This is a genomic window from Nocardia puris (genome assembly GCF_036051655.1).
Lineage (GTDB): Bacteria > Actinomycetota > Actinomycetes > Mycobacteriales > Mycobacteriaceae > Nocardia > Nocardia puris.
This window is the reverse complement of the sequence record NZ_CP107943.1, coordinates 5,708,201-5,726,666: the sequence shown is the minus strand read 5'-3', so window position 1 is coordinate 5,726,666 and position 18,466 is coordinate 5,708,201. Positions and strand designations below refer to the sequence as shown.

Genomic DNA, 18,466 nt, shown 5'->3' with positions numbered 1-18,466 from the left:
TCAGGCAACGGCAATGGCGATGACGGTTCCTGGCTGCCGAGGCCGCCGACATCGGTGCCGAAGGGGTGGGGGAAGATGAAGCAGGCCGGAGCTACTCGGATGATCCGCGATCCGAGATGGACGCTGCGACCACCCCGATAGAACGGGTGCCGGCCAAGGACAAAGCTGCACGATGGTGGCGAGAGGATGAGGACACGGCGGTTTTGCCGCGGTTGCAGGACATCCGGCCTCCATTGCGGGCGACGCCTATTCGACGGCCGCCATGGGTGTGAGGGGAGCCGCGAATAGCTATTTAGGTGGGTTAGAAGAGAGCATCGGTCTTCACCCGATGAGCAAGTGCATCACGCCTGTGGGATTTGCCATCGCGTTCTCTATCATCCAAGCCCAATCGTCGCGATACAGGAGTCGTGCTGACTTCAAGCCGCGCTGAACAATGGGATGATCCAAGGTCTCCCATGAAAGAGCAGCAGCGAAAGCCGCGAGCGACCGATGTCTACCTATCTCGTACCAGTGACACTGCGCCTGCTCCATTCTATCGCAGATAATATCTATCATGTGAGCCAGTTTCGCTAAATCTGCACGCGCATCATTCGGTGGCGTAACAAACTCAGTCAAAATCCGAGAATTCTCGCTCGCATCTGGTCCTATGTACCTCTCAAGTAGGTCCGATCCGACGTTCGACACTTCACCGATGGTGATTTCGATCTGATGGCCGGTATCCGGGAGGTCGTCGCCGATCTGGATCGGGAGATGCGTGAGACCGGATTCCGCGGTCGCCTGCCTGCCCTGGACGCGAAGCCGAAGGATCGGCGCAAGCGGTCGACCCGACGCCGCCAGGATGCCCCGGACCTGCCGCGGAAGAAGGTGCAGAAGTACACGATCCGTGATGCGTATCCGGGTGGGCATCGACCGGGCATGTACATCACCCTCACGATGCCTTCCTACGGGCGGATCAACCGGGACGGCGGAATCGACGCCGAGGGCAAGGTGTGCTCGGACGGCTCACCGGTCAACCCCGGCACCTACGACTATGTGCAGGCAGCACGAGACATCGTGCACTTCTCGCGGTTGTTCGACCGCTGGATTCAGAACATGCGCCGCGCGGTCGGTTACAACCTCCAGTACTACGCCACCGTGGAACCCCAGAAGCGCGGGGCCCCGCATCTGCACATCCTGATCCGCACCGACATCCCGCGCGAGCTGATCCACAAAGTCACCGACGCCACCTATCACCAGGTGTGGTGGCCGCACTTCGACCATCCCGTCTACAGCGGTGAGGTGAGGCCGGTGTGGGACTCGAAGGCGTTGACCTTCTGCGATCCGCACACCCGCCGACCGTTGCAGTCCTGGGATGAGGCGCTGGATGTGATGGATTCGGTGGACGACCTCGAACCCGCGCACGTGCTGCGCTTCGGTGCGCAGGTCGACCCCCGTCATATCCGGGGCGTGGTACCGGGCGCCGAAGCGGACAAGACCATCCGCTACGTCACCAAGTACCTCACCAAGTCCATCGCCGAAGTCCTCGACACCGATTCCGAGCGCACCGCCGCGCACTACGACCGCCTCCACGCTGAACTGCAACGGACCCCGTGCTCGCCGCGGTGCGCGGTGTGGCTGCGCTACGGCATCGTGCCCAAGGGTGCGACCGACAAGACGATCCCGGGCCGCTGCAAGGGCAAAGCACACCGCCGAGACACCCTCGGCCTCCCGGGGCGGCGGGTGCTGGTCTCACGGAACTGGTCGGGCAAGACCCTGCCCGACCACAAACAGGACCGCGCCGATTTCGTTCGGCAACTCCTCGCCTCGGTCGGCATCGTCAAACCGGACCGCTCTCACCTGATCATCACCCCCGTCGAACCCGGCGACACCGCCGTGCCACCCCGCGACCACCTGATCATGGCTGCTATCGCCCAACGCACCACATGGCGCGCCGAATACACCAAAGCACTCCTCGCATCAGGACCACCAGGCACACCGGTTTCACGTGAAACCGGTGCAACACAACATGATTCGCCAGTTTCATACGCAGCATGAGGAGGGGGGCATGGACGCCAGACTGGTTGACGGCAAGTTGTATTCCACGGCGGAGTTGGCCTTACTGCTGGGCATCGATCCGTCAAGCCTGCGTCGTTGGCGCACCGCAAGTCCGCCGTGCGGCCCAGCGTTCGTCCGAGTTTCGCCTCGGGTGGTGAAGTACTCGGCCGAGGATGTCGAAACTTGGCTTCGCGATTCGCGCACCGATCCCCGCCGCCTGGTGGCGTGATGATAATCGACACGAATATTCCTGTGGGACTGCGCCTCTCGGTTGACATCGAAGAGCGCGCGGACTACGGGCGGCGGCCATTCAAGGCTCGGGTGCGATGGACCGAGCCCGGTACGAAGAAGCGCCCCTCGGTCTCGGAGCCGTTTGAGACTCGCGAAGAGGCCGAGGCGTGGATCGCGCAGTTGCAGCGCAAAGCAGCACAAGGGATCAACCCGAAAACGGCCACGATGCGGCTGTCCGAGTACGGTGACGCGAATATGGACTTGGCACTGCGAGGTCTGGAGAAGAAGACTCTTGACCCGTACAAGGCTGGTTGGCGCAAGCGCGTCGTGCCGTCGTTGGGACACCTGCCGGTGGCCATGATCACCAACGGCGCGGTGGATCGGGCCGTGGTGGGCTGGATCGATGGTGGTGCGAGCAAATCCACGGTGAAGAACAGTCTCGCGGTGCTGGTGCGGGTGATGGAACAGGCCGTGCGCGACGAGGTTCGCGAGACGAATCCGGCGAGAGTACGGGGATGGCAGAAGCTCTACCAACAGATTGAAGACGAGCTGGATGATCCGCGGGCTTTGGCTCTGCCCAACTGGACGGCGTTGGTGACCTTGGCCGATGCTTTGGTGGATCGTTCGGCGGATCGCTACCGAGGCTGGGGCGACGTCGTCATATTCGCCGCGTGCACAGCGAGCCGTATCGGTGAGGTATCCGGCTGCCGGGTCAAGGATATCGACACCGAGTCGTGGACATGGAAGGTGCGCCGCCAGACCACACCATCGCCGGGTGGATTGGCGGACAAAGGCACCAAAGGCAATCGGGCACGTGAGGTTCCGCTGATCAAGGAAGTTCGGCAACTGGTCGCCGATCGACTCGCGGCGCTTAAAGACAAGCCGGAGGCACGACTGTTCACTGGACCTCGAGGCGGACGTATCGCTACCGGCGTGCTGCGCGATGCGACGCACTGGGACGAGGTGGTGGCGAAACTGGGTTACGAGCATCTCCGGCGTCACGGGCTCCGGCACACCGGATTGACGTGGTTCGCTGACGCGGGAGTCCCGGTGCACCGGTTGCAGAGGATCGCCGGGCACACCGATCCCCGGATCACCAAGAGGTACCTGCACCCCGATATGAAGGCGCTGATCGAGGACGGCAAACTCCTCTCGAAGCACCTTCGGTCCCCATCTGGTCCCCAACTTCGGGTGGTCGGATGACGAAGAAAACCCCTCCTGCGCTGGTCAGGAGGGGTTTTCTTCTGTCGGGCTGACAGGATTTGAACCTGCGACCACTTGACCCCCAGTCAAGTGCGCTACCAAACTGCGCCACAGCCCGTTGCGCCCTGCTCTTGGGCGCTTGAAGAGATTACAACAGGGGGAGCGCATAGGGCTAATCGGCTGGTCAGAGACATTTCGTGGGCGGCGCAACCGGGGTGGGCCACGCCACAACCGGTCGAAACCCGATCGGGCGCTGTCGCTTCGGACAGCGACTCCGGCGCTGACAGATTCCGCGCACTAAATCCGGTTTCCGACGCCCGCCCACGATCGGTACCGTTGCCCGCAACGATGGCCCGGCGAGCGGCCACGACGAAGGAGTTCGGCGGGATGTCGGTCGTGTTCACCTACGAGATCTGCTTGCCCGCCAGGAACATTGGGCGTGCGTTGACGGCGCTCGAAGGTCTCGCGCCGAGGTGCCCGTCTGCGGCGGAGGGCACGATCGTCGTACTTCCGGTGTGGACGGGTGGCAGTCGAGAGGGTCAACGGGTGCCGTTCTCGCACGCGGACGGCCTTGACGTCGTCGACTGCTCGGACGGTACGGACCTGTCCCTCGCGGCCTCACTGCTGGTCGAGCCCGACGGCGAGGTCCGCCGTTGGCTGTGGGACGACCCGGCGGAACCGCCCCCGGGCGCGCTCGACGAGTCCGGTCGCGTCGCGCTCGACGGCCTCATCCTCCACGTGCGTTTCACCGGCTACGCCCCCGGTTACGCCGTGATGCGGTTCATCGCGCTGCCCAATGCGGTGGGCAGCACCTTCTACAGCTCGCCGAACGTCGCCGACATGTTCATCGGGTTGACCGTCGCCGCGGGCGGCGTCTGCTGCGGCTGGTCCGCCGAAACGTCGAGCAAGTGGCTCACTTTCCTGAACGGGAAGCGCGGGTCCTATCGCGTGGGTGAACCCGATGGCGACTTCCCCTCCATGGCCGAGGTCGCCAGGACGTGGCCGGCGCTCGGTGCCGACGCCGCCGACCTCGAGGCCGCATCGTCGAGCCGCGACGATACCGACTCCGGGCAGAATCCATGACGACCGCTCGCGAACCCGGTGCGTCGAGCAATTCACCGCGCCGAAACCAGCACACTACGTAATCAATTGGCCGGCACCATATCTCGCAACACCAAGAGACGACAGCTCCTCCCCGCTCACGCCTGTACTTTATTTTCCGAAGAGATCAACTCGCTCATATCCCCCATCCGATTCACTTATAGTCCGACCATGTCTCCCGACGCCGTGGACGTTGCCGGCCGCCGACCGGAGGCTTCGGATGCGCGGGAGGTCTCGCAGGAGCGCGTCGACGAGCTGATCGCGGAGTTCGACGAGGAGCGGCCGTCGCGGCGGCTGGGTCCGCGGCTGAACCTGGCCGTGAATATCGCGTGTTTCGGGGTGGCGCTGTATGTGCTGCGGCAGGTGTTCGACCCACTGCCGCAAGGGAATCAGTTTTATCTGATCATCTTCCTCGGCGCGATGCTGCCGCTGGTGTTCCTCACGTTCCGAGGCCGCAAGCGCAGCGCCGAGGCGCGGACCAAGGCGGACGATCCGGGCCCGCTGGATTGGGCGCTGGCCGTGCTCGCGCTGGTGGTCTGCCTGTATCCGGTGTTGCCGTTCCTCAGCGGCGGGTTCGACGCGTTCCTGGACCGGCAGGGCACACTGAACACGGTCGACATCGTGGCGGGCGCGGCGCTCACGGTCCTGCTGCTGGAGGCATGCCGGCGCACCACCGGGTTGGTGCTGCCCGCGGTGTGCGCGGCGTTCTTCCTCTACGCCTACTACGGCGGCTACCTGCCGATGGAGTGGCCGATCAGCCACGCGGGCATGGACTTCGGCCAGATCATCAACGGCTTCTACAACGACCAGTCCGGCTTCTACGGCACCCCGCTCGACGTCGCCGCCTCCTACATCGTCCTGTTCACCATCTACGGCGCGGTGCTCGACGCCACCGGCGCGGGACGGTTCTTCATCGACCTCAGCTTCTCGGTGTTCCGCAAGTCGCGGTCGGCGCCCGGCCGCACGGTCACGCTCAGCGGGTTCCTGCTCGGCACGGTGTCCGGGTCGGGCACGGCGACGGCGGTCAGTCTCGGCGCGGTCTGCTGGCCGGTCTTGAAACGCGCCGGGTATCCGAGGGAGAACGCGGGCGGCATGCTGGCCGCCGCGGGCATCGGGGCGATCCTCTCGCCGCCCACGCTCGGCGCGGCGGCGTTCATCATCGCCGAGTACCTGCAGACCTCCTACCTGCAGGTTCTGGTGTGGGCGATCGTGCCGACGATTCTCTATTACATCGGCATCATGCTGGCCGTCGAGATCGATTCGCGCCGGTTCGGCGCGCACGCCGTCGACCTGCCCGATCGCAATCCGTTCAAGCTGCTGCTGCGGTTCGGCTACCACCTGCTCTCGCTCGGCGTCATCGTGTTCTTCCTGGCGATCGGCATCGCGCCTTTCCGCGCCGTCGTCTACGCGACGCTGGTCGCGGCGGCGTTCGGCCTGCTCGAGCGGATGATCTCGCGCCGCGACCCGCTCGACCCCGAGAGCGTCCCGGAACGCTTCACCCGGGCGATGCGCACCTACGCCGCCGATCTGGCGCTCGCGCTCAGCGGCGGCATCCGGTCCGCGCTGGGCGTGGTGACGGTGTGCGCGTCGGCGGGCGTGATCACCTCGGTCATCGTGAAAACCGGCCTCGGCCAGAACCTCGCCGACATCCTGATCGACGGCGCGCAGGCGCTCACCGACAACCCGACCGCCGTGCTGATCCTCACCGCGACGCTCGCCGCCGTCGCGATCCTGCTGCTGGGCTTGGCGGTGCCGGTGACGGCGTCGTTCATCATCGCGTGGGTCATCATCGGGCCCGCCCTGCAGGAACTGGGCGTCAGCCCGCCCGAAGCGGCGATGTTCATCTTCTACTACGCGGTGCTCTCGGAGGTGTCGCCGCCGACGGCGCTGGCCGCAGTCGCCGCCTCCGCGATCACCGGCGGCAACACGATCAAAACCATATGGCAGGCAACGAAATACACGCTGCCCGCCTTCCTGGTGCCCATCGCGTTCGTGATCACCGAGAACGGTTCACACCTGCTGTTGCAGGGATCACTGCTGGACGCGCTGTGGGCCACGGTGGTGGCGGCGCTGGCCGTCGCGGCGCTCGCGGTGGTGACCGGCGGCTGGATCGTCGGGCCCGCCGATTGGGCGCAGCGGTTGCTGTGCCTGCCCGCGGCGTTGCTGCTGTTGTATCTGCATCCGGTCACGATCGCGGTCGGACTGGCTTTCGGCGCGGCCGCCGTGATCGTCAATCTTCTTGCCCGACAACGCCAGAAGAGCCTCGTGAAGGAGTCCCCGTGATCGCGTCCATTCGAAACCGCAAGCGCGGGCTGGCCGTTCCGGTCGCGGTCACCGCGATCGCCATGGTGCTGTCGAGTTGCGGTGGCCGCCAAGACCGTTCGACCGGCGACGCGACCGCCGAGGGCTGCGAGCCGACCAGCGCGCAGCTCACCATCGCTACCGGCAACAGCACCGGCGTCTACTACGTGCTCGGCGGCGGCGTCGCGAGCCTGATCAGCTCGGAGACGCCGATCCGCGCCACGGCCGCGGAAACCGGTGCCTCCCTGCAGAATATCCAGCAGGTGGTGGACGGGTCCTACGACATCGCGTTCTCGCTGGCCGACACCGCCGCCGACGCCGCCACCGGCACCGGCTCGTTCACCGAGAAGCAGCCGATCCAAGCGCTGGGCCGGATCTACTCCAATTACACGCAGGTCGTGGTCCGCGCCGACTCCGGGATCAATTCTATCGCCGATATGCGCGGCAAGGTGATCTCCACCGGATCCCCGAAATCCGGCACCGAAGTGATCGCCAACCGCTTGCTCGAAGCCGCGGGCCTGAACCCGGCCGACGACATCCAGGCCCAGCGCCTCGACCTCGCCAAAACTGTCGACGGACTGAAAGACGGCTCCATCCAAGGCTTCTTCTGGTCCGGCGGGCTGCCCACCCCGAACCTCACCGACCTGTTCACGTCCCAGCCCGACGTGGCACGGTTCCTCGACATCACTCCCCTCCTCCCCCAGATGCAGGAGATCAACCCCGTCTACGCCCAGGGTTCCATCCCGGCCGACACCTACCGCCTCGGAGCCGACGTCCCGACCATCGTCGTCCCCAACGTGCTCGTGGTGAAGGACGACTTCCCGGCGAACAACGCCTGCGCCATCACGAAACTCGTGTGGGAGAACAAGGATCGCCTGGCCCAGGTGCACCCGTCGGCGGGAGATCTGGATCCGGTGATCGCGCAGGATACGGATCCGATTCCGTTGGCGCCGGGCGCGCAGGAGGCGTTGAGCGGGTTGGCCGGGGATTGACCGCCGGCGGGCGGACCACGTCACCGGGGCGAGCCGGTCACCGGTTCCGGGTGGCTCGCAGGTGTTCGAAGATGAGGATCGTCTCGGTGGAGGCGACCGCCGGGTGCGCGCTGAGGTGCTCCAGAACGAATCGCCGCAGTCCGTCGCTGTCGGCGGTCGCGACGTGAATGAGGTAGTCGTCGGCGCCGGCGATGAAGTAGACGTCGAGAACTTCGTCGAGGGTGGCGAGCTGCTCGGCGAACTGCCCGAGGTGGTGGCGTGCGTTGGCCTGCACACGGACCGCGATCATCGCCTGGAGCTGCTGCCCGAGGGCGGCCGGGTCGATGTCGGCGTGAAACCCTCGAATCACGCCGCGTTCGATGAGGGAGCGCACCCGGACCAGGCAGGTGGACGGGGCGATATTCGCCCGGGCGGCGAGGGCGTTATTGGGGAGGCGGGCGTTGCGGGACAGCTCGTCGAGCAGGATCCGGTCGATGTCGTCGAGTGACGCCGTGCCGCCGGCCGACCGCTCCACACCGTGATGCTTCATCTCACCCTTTCGTGCGGCAATACCGTTGGCCACGAGCGCTTCTCCCGCGGCCAGGCTCGCCGGCCGAACATCATTCGACAACGGAGTCGGCTGAGCCGCCCCGGTCGAATATCGAACGCAAATCGCGACCTCGTGAGAATTATATTCATCCGACTTGGCACCTACCTGCGCTTGATTCACGATTTTCAGGAAAGACCGAAGATCGTGCGGACGAACCCCCGACCGGACTCCGCCACGCAGACACCAGGAGCCAACCATGAGAATCGGAGTCCCCCGCGAGATCAAGGAGCGCGAATACCGTGTCGCCATCACGCCGTCGGGCGTGCGGGAGCTGACCACACGCGGTCACGAGGTGGTGATCGAGTCCGGTGCGGGCGCCGGATCGTCCATCACCGACGAGGAGTTCAAAGCCGCAGGGGCACAGATGATCTCCGACGCCGAGGCGGTGTGGGGGTCGGCGGACCTGTTGTTGAAGGTCAAGGAACCCATCGCCGCGGAGTACGGCCGCATGCGGCGCGAGCAGGTCCTGTTCACCTACCTGCACCTCGCCGCCTCCCGCGACTGCACCGATGCGGTGCTCGCCTCGGGGACCACCGCGATCGCCTACGAGACCGTGACCTCCCCGGACGGCTCGCTACCGCTGCTGGCGCCGATGAGCGAGGTGGCCGGACGGCTCGCCTCCCAGGCCGGCGCGTACCACCTGATGCGCCACGGCGGCGGGCGCGGGGTCCTCATGGGTGGCGTGCCCGGGGTGCGCCCGGCGAAAGTGGTCGTCATCGGGGGCGGTGTGGCGGGCGGCAACGCCGTCGCCATCGCCGTCGGAATGCACGCCGAGGTCACCGTCCTCGACATCTCCCTGGCCCGGCTGCGCGAGATCGACGCCCGCTACCGGGGCCGGGTGCGGACCGTCGTCGCCAACGACTACGAAATCGAGCGGGCCGTCCTCGACGCCGATCTCGTGATCGGCGCGGTGCTGGTGCCGGGAGCCAAAGCTCCGAACCTGGTGCCCAACGACCTCGTCGCCCGGATGTACCCCGGCTCCGTGCTGGTCGACATCGCGATCGACCAAGGCGGCTGCTTCGCGGACTCGACTCCGACCACACACTCCGAGCCCACCTATCAGGTCCACCACTCGGTGTTCTACTGCGTCGCGAACATGCCCGGTGCCGTCCCGCGCACCTCCACCTACGCGCTCACCAACGCGACCCTGCCCTATATCACCGCCCTCGCCGACAAGGGCTGGGAAGCCGCCTGCGCCGCCCTACCCGGCCTGGCCGACGGACTCACCGCGCTCGACGGATCGCTGCTGTCGCCCGAAGTTGCCGCGGCCCACGGGTACGCCGGCACGACACGCTGACCGATCCGCGGCACCCGGAGTACACCCATGACCTGGCACGTCGAATCCGGTTCACGTCGCAATGCCGGCGCGTATCGTCCGCCGTGTGAACTCCGCGTCCACTCCCCGCGTGCTCGTGATCGGGCTGGATCCGTATCGGGTGCCTGGCCCGTGGGATCCGGAGCCCGTCGCTGAGGCGATCGAAGCGGGGTTGGCGGAGTTCGCCGCGCACGGGGTCGGGGTCGAGACGTGTCTCTTCGGGCTCGATGGGAGTGACGATGTCGAAGCCGTGGTCGGGGAGGCGTTGCGGGCTCACCCGTGGGAGTGCGTGACGGTCGGGGGTGGGTTGCAGCACTCCGACGAGAGCCTGGAGTTGCTGGAGTTGGTGGTCAACCTGATTCGGCGATATGCGCCCAACGCCGCGATCGCGTTCAACAGTGGACCGTCCACGACCTACGAGGCGGCAGCGCGGTGGATCGGGCGCGCTCAGTAGGTGTGGTTGACGAGGTGGCGGCGAAGCACCGTGCGCAACCCGCAGGCTTCGCCGATGGTGCCTCCCTCCCCCAGAAGCGACATGAAAACGACGAGGACGTAGCCGGTGATCCAGCGGTAGACGCTGCGCCAGAAGCCCGGTCTGCCACCGTCTTTCGCGCGGATGACGCGCAGGCCGAAGAGGTGATCGGCGAGGCCGCCGCGGAACAGGACCGTGCCGAAGACGTGGTTGACGAACGACAGGACGAGCATCAGGCCCAGGAAGGTCGGGATGAGGATCAGGTCGCCGAGGTCCATGCCCAGTGCGACGACGGCGAGGGCGATGCCGCCGCCGAGCGCCAGAAGCCCGTCGACCGTCGCGGCCAGTACTAGGCGGCCCTCCGGCGCTTCCGGTGCCACCCACACGTCGGGATCGCGCTGCCGATTACCCCCGCCGGGCCTGGTCCGGCCCGGATTCGCACTACTCACCCGACGGAGTGTGCACGGCCGGGTCGGGGATGTCGCGCGTCCGCACCACCTCCGATTCGAGACGACCGTCCGACTAGGGCAGGATGGGCCCATCATGAGCGAGACCGACGAACCCCGGGACAGCCGCTGGCGGCACGGTGTGCGGCTGGCGGTGTTCGCCGCGTTCCTGCTCGTCTTGTTCTATCTGGTCGCCGTCGCGCGCGTGATCGATGTCGAGGCCGTGCGGGAGATGGTCGCCTCGACGGGTCCCGCCGCGCCGCTGGTCTACGTGGTGGTGTCGGCGCTGCTCGGCACCGCCTTGGTGCCGGGGCCGATTCTCGCGGCGGGAAGCGGTCTGCTGTTCGGACCGCTGGTGGGGACGTTCGTGACGCTGGGCGCGACGGTGGGGACGGCGACGTCGTCGGCGTTCCTCGGGCGCCGGGCCGGGCGGGAGAGCGCTCGCCATCTGCTCGGTCCCGAACGGTCCGAGCGTATCGACGCGCAGCTCGAGCGGTACGGACTGTGGGCGGTGGTCGGGCAGCGATTCGTGCCGGGCGTCCCCGACGCGCTCGCCTCGTACACGTTCGGCGCGTTCGGAATTCCGTTGTGGCAGATGGCCGTCGGCGCGTTCATCGGGTCGGCGCCGCGCGCGTTCGTCTACACGGCACTCGGTGCGTCCATCGGTGACCTCTCCGCTCCCCTCGCCTACTCCGCGATCGCGGTGTGGTGCGTGATGGCGGTCATCGGGGCGTTCGCCGCCCACCGCGGTTATCGCAGTTGGCGGGAGCGCGACGTCACCGCGCCGGTGTCGCTCGAGAAGGCGGCTCCGGAGTCGCCGTAGTCAGCGCCGCCAGCCTGGCGAGCATCCGCCAGGTCATCAACGCGCTCACCACGCTCGTCGCCTCGATCATGACTCGTGCGCTGGCGCCACGGGTCTCGTACCGCTCACGCAGGTGCAATCGCGTCGAGGGCACACCGGTGGGCGATTCGACCGCCGTGAGATGGAAGGTCCAGGTGGTGGCGAAGTCCATCTCCCCGGGTGCGTCGCCGCCCTGCGAGGTCACCACGAGACAGCGCCCCGGTTCGACCCGCGCCACCCGCAACGCGACATCGGGGTGCAGCCGGAAGATGTCACCCGGCCGCACGTCCTGCCACTCGGGATGGACGCGGTCGGCCCCGGTGATCCGGCATCCGGCGAGATTCTCCAGCGTCTCGAACGAGTAGAACCCGGCCTTGTCCTGCCCGAGCTGAGCGATCCACGGCCACACCCGCGCTGGTGACGCGGCGAGGGTGCGCGCCCGATCGTTCTGCACCCCGGCTTCGGGCAGCAACTCGTCACCGGGCAGCGGAATTCGCGCCTCGGCTCTCGACGCGCCCAGCCGCCGAGGCACACCGGTCGCCACCGCGGCGGTCACGGCGGCGGTCACCGCTACTACCGGAGCGGCAGCCAGGGCAAGAGCGATACGACGCAGAGACACCTTCCGATTCTCGCCGCACCACTACCCGGCGGGAAGAAGGCCTACGACTCCGCCCCTGACTACGAACGACCCTTCCCCCGGAAACGGCCGGGCCGGTCGTCGCGGGCGAGACCGGGCTCCCGCGCGACGGCGAGGCCGGCGTACCAGCCCGGCGCCCGCCCGCCGCCAGGTGGCCGCAGGTCCGCGGTGTCGATTCCCGCGATGACGAGCGCCCACGCGACCAGCGAGTTCGAGTTCCACATGTCCCCCTCGACGCTCCGGCCCCAGGTCAGGGCGGGCACTCGCGGCACCCCGGCGAGCAGCGCCCGCGCCACCGCAGGATCGCGCGCGAGCGTGAGGGGTCCCCCTTCCGCCCAATCACGATCGGGGAGCACACCGTCACGCCAGCACCGGACCTCATAGCGAAAGAACCGGGACCGCCCGAGAAACCGCGAGCCCACCGCGCCCGTGCGCACCACACCCCGGTCGGCCGTTCGCGGCCCGCCCCACTCGGGTGCCATCTCGATGACGTATCGCGCGCCGTCCACCGTCACTTCCAGCGCCGCGTGGAACAGCGGCCGCGGCGGACGACGGGCCCGTGCGGCTTCGACACGCTCCCACCAGGCGCTGGTGTGCCGCACCACGTGCCCGCCCGCGCCGACCGGCAACCACCACAGCACCACCGACGAGGTCATCGGCCACTCCTCACGAAGGACGAGAAGCCCGGAGTCACACCGTGACTCCGGGCTTCTCAACGGACCGGCAGGATCAGATGCCCATGCCCTCGGCCAGGATCGGCCAGGACTCGTGCAGCGCTTCTTCCCAGTACGGCCAGTAGTGGGTGCCGACGGGGTTGAACTTGAAGGTGGCGGGGATCTCGAGGGAGTCCAGCTTGTTCTTCAGGTTGGCGGTGCAGCCGTTGACGGCGGCCTCGATGATCACGCCGAGGCTCAGGTTGACCGCGCCCATCGGGCCGGGGGCCGAGTTCAGGTAGTACTCGACGTCCTCGAGCACCGGGATGCCGCTGCCGCTGGAGATGTAGAGATTGGTGCCGCGCAGCTTCTCGGCGTTGATCACCGGGTCGTTCTCGGCCCACATCGGGCTGTCGGCGGGGCCGTACATGTTGTTGGTGTCGCCACCGGCCCACGTCTCCACGGCCAGCTTCACGAACTGCTGACCGATCGGGTCGGCGATCTGCGCGCACCCGCTGTAGGCGGCGACCGACTTCCACAGGCCGGGCTTGGCCTCGGCCAGCTGCAGCACCGAGGTACCGGAGGTGGACAGGCCGGCCAGCGCGTTGCGGCCGGTGGAGTTCAGGGTCTTGTCGAGCAGCGGGGGCAGTTCCTCGGTGAAGAACGTCTTCCACTTGTTCTCGCCCAGCTTCGGGTCGGTCTGGCGCCAGTCGGCGTAGTAGCTGCCGCGGCCGCCGATCGGCTGGATGACGTTGACCGGCTTGTCGGCGAGCCATTCCAGCGCCTCGGTCTGCGCCGCCCAGCTCGCGGAGCCGATGCCGCCGTCGAGACCGTTGAGCATGTAGAGGTTGGGCGCCGAGACGGACTCGTCGGCCGGACGCTGCACGTCGACATCGATCTCGGTGCCCATCGCCGCCGAGTACACCTTCAGATGCCAGGTCCGTCCGTCCTTGGTCACGGAGGTGATCTCCGGGGCCTTCGCCGGCGCGGCCGCGGCGGTGCTTCCGAGCATCGCGACCGAGAGCGCCGCGGTGAGCGCGACGGCCGCGGTGCGCACGGTGGCGACCTTACGTAGTGCGGAGAGTTTCATCGAGCAGTCGGTTCCAGTCCGGGCCGGGTTCGGCCACATCGTCGAAGTTGTTATCTCGACACACTACGTCTTCGTTCGAGGCCGAACCGTTACGGATCATGATCGACCGTCCAGGTTCTATCACTTGATTTAATCGCGTGATAGCGGCACACTTCCCCTCGAGGAAGGGAGGCGGTCGATGGGGACAGCCGGTGACGAGAGTTTGTGCGCGCCTTATCGAGTCGAGTTTCCGTTCGAGCGGACCGTCGGCACCGTGGTCGGCACGTTCCTCGGCGGGCTGCGGGAGGCGCGACTGCTGGGGGCGCGCACCGAGCGCGGCACGGTGGTCTGCCCGCCCGCCGAGTTCGACCCGGTGAGCGGAGCGGAGTTGCGCGATCTGGTCGAGCTCGAGCCGGTCGGCAGCGTGCAGGCGTGGACGTGGGTGGCGCACCGGCCGGGCGATCCGGTCGGTCACGACTTCGCGTGGGGCCTGATCGCGATCGACGGCGCCGAGGGCGCGCTGTTCCACGCCGTCGACGTGGGCGGCGATCCGGCGGGGATGCGGCACGGGCTGCGGGTCCGGGCGCGCTGGGCCGCGCAGCGGCGCGGCGAGATGAGCGATCTGACCTGTTTCGAGCCGATCGGAGACCCGGCGTGACTTCCGCACTGCCAGAACCGGTCCGGCTGATGCCGACGCCGCTGCGGATGGACTACACGTTCGTCGCGGGCGCGGGCCGGTCCACTTTCCTGCGCGGGCTCGCCGAGCGCAAGTTCCTCGCGCGGGGCTGCCCCGGGTGCGGAAAGGTGTATCTGCCCGCGCCGGAGTTCTGCGCGCGCTGCCTGGCCGAACTCGGCGAGCCGATCGAGCTGGACGGACGGGGCACCGTGTCCACGTTCTGCGTGGTGAGCTTCCCGTTCCCCGGGCAGGAGATCGAGCCGCCCTATGTCGTGGCCCACATCCATCCCGACGGCGCCGACACGCGGTTCATGCACCTGATCCGCGAGGCCGAGATCGACGCGGTCCACATCGGGATGCGCGTCGAACCGGTGTGGTCGGACGCCGCGCCCGAGCCGTCGTGGACGAGTATCCGCCACTACCGCCCCCTGGAGGAGGCCCACCGTGCGTGACATCGGGATCGTCGCCACCGCGCAATCCCGCTGCCTGGCGGCCAACCGGCGCGACGATATGGCGGGCATCCTGCTGCCCGTGGTGCGCGAGGCGCTGGCCGGCATCGGGCGCGACCGCGTCGACTTCGTGTGCTCGGGCAGTCACGATTTCCACGAGGGCCGCACCTTCGCCTACATCGACTCCCTGGACGCGGTGGGCGCCTGGCCGCCGCTCGCGGAATCGCACGTGGAGATGGACGCCGCGTGGGCGTTCTACGAGGCGTGGACGTGGCTGCAACTGGGGCACGGCGACGTGGCGCTGATCTACGGGATCGGGCGCGGTTCGCTCGCGTGCGACCTGGACCAAGTGGTCCCGTCGCAGCTCGATCCCTATTACCTGGCCCCGCTGCGCCCGCACCGCGACGCCATCGCGGGTATCCAGGCCGACGCGCTGGTGCGCGGCGGGCACACCTCCGAAGAGGAGATGGCGGGCGTCGTCGCGCGCAGCCTGGCCGACGCTGTGGACAATCCGCACGCCCAGCTCTCAGGGAAGTTTCCCGTCGACCAGCTGCTGAACGAGCCCTACGTCGCCGCTCCCCTGCGCGCCCGAGACATCTCGCCGGTCGGCGACGCGGCGGCCGTCGTGGTGCTCGCGGCCGGTGACGCCGCGCGTGAGTTGTGCGCGGATCCGGTGTGGGTGCGGGGCGTGGACCACCGGATGGACACGCACTATCCCGGCTCCCGTGATCTGACGCGCGCGCCCTCGGCCGCGACGGCCGCCGCGCACGCCGCGCGGCTCGCCGGATTCGAGGCGGCGGACTGCGAGGTCGCCGAACTGCACGTCGAATACTCCGCGCAGGAACCGCTGCTCGCGCGCGAACTCGGACTCGGGGCGGACACCGCGCGCAATCCTTCGGGCGGACCGCTGGCGGGGCGCCCGACCACCGCGACCGGGCTGTTGCGCGTAATCGAAGCCGCCCACGCCATCGACACCGGCATGGCCCGCCGCGCGCTCGCGCACGCGACGAATGGTCAAGCGCTACAGCAGAATCTGGTCTGCCTGCTGGAAGGGAACGCGGGATGAACGAGCAGGTCGCGGTCGTCGGCATCGGCCAGGGCAAACAGGCCAAGCGCCGCGAGGTCACCATCGGCGCCATGGTGCGCGAGGCGGTGACGGCCGCGATGGCCGACGCCGGCCTGGCGCTCGGCGAGGTGGACGCGGTGGTGCTGTCCAAGACGCCGGACCTGTTCGACGGCGTGATGAATCCGGAGCTGTATCTGGCGGATGCGCTCGGGGCGCGGGGGCTTCCGGTGACCAGGGTGTTCACCGGCGGCAGCGTGGGCGGGCACGCGGCGGTGTATGGGGCGCACCTGATCCAGGCGGGGTTGGCGCGGCGGGTGCTGGTGGCCGCGTATTCCAAAGAGTCCGAAGGGAATTTCACCTGGGCGCTCTCGCGCGGCCTGCCGTTCAGCGCGAAGCTCGGCGCGGGCGCGGGCGGGCATTTCGCGCCGGTGATCCGGGAGTACATCCGCCGGTCGGGCGCGCCGGAGCACATCGGCTGGCAGGTGGCGGTGAACCACCGGCTCAACGCGCTGCGAAACCCGTACGCGCACATCCACATGCCGGATATCACGGTCGAGAAAGTGCGCGAGTCCAAGATGCTGTGGGACCCGATCCGCTACCTCGAATCCTGCCCGTCCTCCGACGGGGCCGCCGCGATCGTGCTGGCCGCCGCGTCGCACGTGGGCGAGCCCGCCCATCCGCCCGCGTGGATCCACGGGATGTCGTTCCGCACGGAGACAGGACATTTCGCGGGACGCGACGAGGTGAATCCCCGCGCGGGTACGGAATGCGCGGCCGACGCCTACCGGCAGGCGGGCATCGACGACCCCGCCCGCGATATCGACGTCGCCGAGCTCTACATCCCGTACAGCTGGTACGAGCCGATGTGGTTGGAGAACATCGGGCTCGCGCCGGCGCACCAGGGCTGGAAACTGGTGGACGACGGCGTCACCCGGTTCGACGGCGCGCTGCCGGTCAACCCGTCGGGCGGCGTGCTGTCCGGGAATCCCACCGGCGCAACGGGTTTGCTGCGGTTCCTGGAAGCCGCGCGACAGGTGCGCGGCACGGCGGGTGAGCACCAGGTCCCCGGCGCGCGGCGGGCCATCGGGCACGCCATGGGCGGCGCGTCCCAGTTCCACGCCCTCTGGGTGGTCGGCTCCGACCGGCCCGGCGGCTGATCGACGAGCGAGGAGTGCCACTGTGCGAAGGGTTTTCGTGATCGGCGTCGGCATGACGCCGTTCGTCAAGGTCGGTGCGCGCGACCGGACCTATCCGGACCTGGCGGGCGCGGCGGTGCGGGCGGCGCTGGCCGACGCGGGCGTCGAATACGACCGGATCGACAGGGCCGCGGCGGGTTACGTCTTCCAGCCGTCGGCGGCCGGGCAGCGCGTGCTCTACGACGTCGGGCTCACCGGTCTACCGGTCGTCAACGTGTCCAACAACTGCGCGACGGGCTCCACGGCCCTGATGCTGGCCGCCGAGTGGGTCGCCGCGGGCACGGCCGAGGTGACGCTCGCGCTCGGCTTCGAGCAGATGACCAAGGAGTCGATGGCCGCACCCGCCGAACCGCCGCCGGTCACGACCATCGACGCCCACTTACGCGTGATGGCCGAGCGCCACGAGTTCGGCACCGCGCCGGTCACCACCCAGTTCTTCGGCAACGCGGCCGCCGAGCACAGGAGCCGCTACGGCACCACGGCCGAGCAACTGGCGGCGGTGGCGGTGAAGAACCACGAGCACTCGACGCGAAATCCCTTGGCGCAGTTCCAGCGTCCGTATTCGCTGCGCGAGGTGCTCGACGACCACCCGGTGCACGGGCCGCTCACCCGGTCGCAGTGCTCCCCCATGTCCGACGGCGCGGCCGCGGCCGTGCTCGCCTCCGAGGACTTCGTCGACCGGCACGGGTTGCGCGCACAGGCGGTGGAGATCCTCGCCCAGGAGATCGTCACCGACACCGCCGAGGCCTTCGCGACCGGCTCCCTGATCGACGTCATCGGCGCACCGATGACAAGGCGTGCCGCGCAACGGGTCTGGGAACGCACGGGCGTCGGGATCGCCGACGTGGACGTGATCGAGCTGCACGACTGCTTCTCCATCAACGAGCTCGTCACCTACGAAGCGCTCGGCCTGTGCGCCGAGGGCGAATCGGGCAAGCTCGTCGCGTCCGGGGCCACCACCTACGGCGGACGCTGGGTGGTGAACCCCTCCGGCGGGCTCATCTCCAAGGGCCACCCGCTCGGCGCGACCGGACTCGCCCAGACCGCCGAACTGTCCTGGCAGCTCCGGGGACTCGCGGACGCCCGCCAGGTCCCGGGCGCGCGCCTGGCCCTCGCCCACAATCTCGGCCTCGGCGGTGCGTGCTCGGTCACGCTCTACGCCGCACCGTCCCCCGTCCCCGCCTGACTTCCGGAG

At 68.2% G+C, this 18,466-nt stretch carries 19 protein-coding genes and 1 tRNA gene; 14 read left to right on the top strand and 6 right to left on the bottom strand.

Features of this window, described 5'->3' with window-relative positions:
- Window positions 1–708: 708 nt before the first annotated feature.
- Genes OHB21_RS26365 through OHB21_RS26355 form a run of 3 tightly spaced genes read left to right on the top strand, consistent with a single transcriptional unit; the run spans window position 709 to window position 3,468 of the window.
- Entirely contained in the window at window positions 709–2,034 is a 1,326-nt protein-coding gene (locus OHB21_RS26365) for a replication initiator (RefSeq protein WP_195126294.1), read from the top strand.
- A 10-nt stretch (window positions 2,035–2,044) separates the two neighbouring features.
- Window positions 2,045–2,263, top strand: a complete 219-nt coding sequence (locus tag OHB21_RS26360; protein ID WP_195126295.1) for a helix-turn-helix transcriptional regulator — start codon at window positions 2,045–2,047, stop codon at window positions 2,261–2,263.
- Window positions 2,263–3,468, top strand: coding sequence for a site-specific integrase (locus OHB21_RS26355; RefSeq protein WP_195126296.1), 1,206 nt, complete (start codon window positions 2,263–2,265; stop codon window positions 3,466–3,468). Before OHB21_RS26360 ends, OHB21_RS26355 begins: the two co-directional genes overlap by 1 nt.
- A 44-nt stretch (window positions 3,469–3,512) precedes the next feature.
- On the opposite strand, the gene OHB21_RS26350 is transcribed toward OHB21_RS26355, so the two are convergent.
- Window positions 3,513–3,586, bottom strand: a tRNA-Pro gene (locus tag OHB21_RS26350).
- Between the two features lie 278 nt (window positions 3,587–3,864).
- On the opposite strand from OHB21_RS26350, the gene OHB21_RS26345 reads away from it, so the two are divergent.
- From OHB21_RS26345 to OHB21_RS26335, 3 genes are all read left to right on the top strand, one after another.
- Window positions 3,865–4,551, top strand: a complete 687-nt coding sequence (locus OHB21_RS26345; protein WP_195126688.1) for a hypothetical protein — start codon at window positions 3,865–3,867, stop codon at window positions 4,549–4,551.
- 189 nt (window positions 4,552–4,740) lie between these two features.
- Entirely contained in the window at window positions 4,741–6,852 is a 2,112-nt protein-coding gene (locus tag OHB21_RS26340) for a TRAP transporter permease (RefSeq protein ID WP_067511446.1), read from the top strand.
- Window positions 6,849–7,862, top strand: a complete 1,014-nt coding sequence (locus OHB21_RS26335) for a TAXI family TRAP transporter solute-binding subunit (RefSeq protein ID WP_324192274.1) — start codon at window positions 6,849–6,851, stop codon at window positions 7,860–7,862. The genes OHB21_RS26340 and OHB21_RS26335 overlap by 4 nt, the downstream gene beginning before the upstream one ends.
- Window positions 7,863–7,899: 37 nt before the next feature.
- Here OHB21_RS26335 and OHB21_RS26330 read toward each other — a convergent pair whose 3' ends face one another.
- Window positions 7,900–8,391: an Lrp/AsnC family transcriptional regulator gene (locus OHB21_RS26330; RefSeq protein ID WP_195126297.1), complete on the bottom strand. Its 492-nt coding sequence runs from the start codon at window positions 8,389–8,391 to the stop codon at window positions 7,900–7,902.
- A 256-nt stretch (window positions 8,392–8,647) separates the two neighbouring features.
- Between OHB21_RS26330 and ald the strand changes: the two genes are divergently transcribed.
- Both ald and OHB21_RS26320 read left to right on the top strand, forming a co-directional pair.
- Window positions 8,648–9,748: an alanine dehydrogenase gene (ald, locus tag OHB21_RS26325; RefSeq protein WP_067511448.1), complete on the top strand. Its 1,101-nt coding sequence runs from the start codon at window positions 8,648–8,650 to the stop codon at window positions 9,746–9,748.
- Between the two features lie 85 nt (window positions 9,749–9,833).
- A complete protein-coding gene (locus tag OHB21_RS26320) occupies window positions 9,834–10,220 on the top strand; it encodes a hypothetical protein (RefSeq protein ID WP_324192275.1) in 387 nt (128 codons plus the stop codon).
- Here OHB21_RS26320 and OHB21_RS26315 read toward each other — a convergent pair.
- On the bottom strand, window positions 10,214–10,618 hold the full coding sequence (locus OHB21_RS26315) for an RDD family protein (RefSeq protein ID WP_067511486.1): 405 nt from the start codon (window positions 10,616–10,618) through the stop codon (window positions 10,214–10,216). The two genes, OHB21_RS26320 and OHB21_RS26315, sit on opposite strands and share 7 nt — an antisense overlap.
- A gap of 163 nt (window positions 10,619–10,781) precedes the next feature.
- On the opposite strand from OHB21_RS26315, the gene OHB21_RS26310 reads away from it, so the two are divergent.
- Window positions 10,782–11,507 carry a TVP38/TMEM64 family protein gene (locus OHB21_RS26310; protein WP_067511450.1) on the top strand — a complete coding sequence of 242 codons (726 nt, stop codon included), beginning with the start codon at window positions 10,782–10,784 and terminating at the stop codon, window positions 11,505–11,507.
- Here the strand turns inward: OHB21_RS26310 and OHB21_RS26305 are convergent.
- The 3 genes from OHB21_RS26305 to OHB21_RS26295 form a co-directional block, all read right to left on the bottom strand.
- Complete coding sequence (locus OHB21_RS26305) at window positions 11,461–12,144, bottom strand: hypothetical protein (protein ID WP_067511451.1); 684 nt, start codon at window positions 12,142–12,144, stop codon at window positions 11,461–11,463. The two genes, OHB21_RS26310 and OHB21_RS26305, sit on opposite strands and share 47 nt — an antisense overlap.
- Before the next feature lie 59 nt (window positions 12,145–12,203).
- On the bottom strand, window positions 12,204–12,818 hold the full coding sequence (locus tag OHB21_RS26300; protein WP_067511452.1) for a hypothetical protein: 615 nt from the start codon (window positions 12,816–12,818) through the stop codon (window positions 12,204–12,206).
- Between the two features lie 73 nt (window positions 12,819–12,891).
- Window positions 12,892–13,905 carry an alpha/beta hydrolase gene (locus tag OHB21_RS26295; protein ID WP_067511453.1) on the bottom strand — a complete coding sequence of 338 codons (1,014 nt, stop codon included), beginning with the start codon at window positions 13,903–13,905 and terminating at the stop codon, window positions 12,892–12,894.
- A 178-nt stretch (window positions 13,906–14,083) separates the two neighbouring features.
- Here OHB21_RS26295 and OHB21_RS26290 point away from each other — a divergent pair, with 178 nt between their 5' ends.
- From OHB21_RS26290 to OHB21_RS26270, 5 genes are read left to right on the top strand one after another with little or no spacing between them, the layout of a single operon-like run.
- Window positions 14,084–14,542, top strand: a complete 459-nt coding sequence (locus OHB21_RS26290) for a Zn-ribbon domain-containing OB-fold protein (protein ID WP_067511454.1) — start codon at window positions 14,084–14,086, stop codon at window positions 14,540–14,542.
- 29 nt (window positions 14,543–14,571) lie between these two features.
- The gene (locus OHB21_RS26285; protein ID WP_067511487.1) at window positions 14,572–15,012 is read left to right on the top strand and encodes a Zn-ribbon domain-containing OB-fold protein; all 441 of its coding nucleotides are present in this window, start codon (window positions 14,572–14,574) and stop codon (window positions 15,010–15,012) included.
- Window positions 15,005–16,075 (top strand): lipid-transfer protein, encoded by a 1,071-nt coding sequence (locus OHB21_RS26280; RefSeq protein WP_067511455.1) that lies wholly within the window; start codon window positions 15,005–15,007, stop codon window positions 16,073–16,075. Before OHB21_RS26285 ends, OHB21_RS26280 begins: the two co-directional genes overlap by 8 nt.
- Complete coding sequence (locus OHB21_RS26275) at window positions 16,072–17,232, top strand: thiolase domain-containing protein (RefSeq protein ID WP_195126299.1); 1,161 nt, start codon at window positions 16,072–16,074, stop codon at window positions 17,230–17,232. Before OHB21_RS26280 ends, OHB21_RS26275 begins: the two co-directional genes overlap by 4 nt.
- A gap of 22 nt (window positions 17,233–17,254) precedes the next feature.
- Entirely contained in the window at window positions 17,255–18,457 is a 1,203-nt protein-coding gene (locus OHB21_RS26270) for a thiolase C-terminal domain-containing protein (RefSeq protein WP_195126300.1), read from the top strand.
- Window positions 18,458–18,466 lie beyond the last annotated feature (9 nt).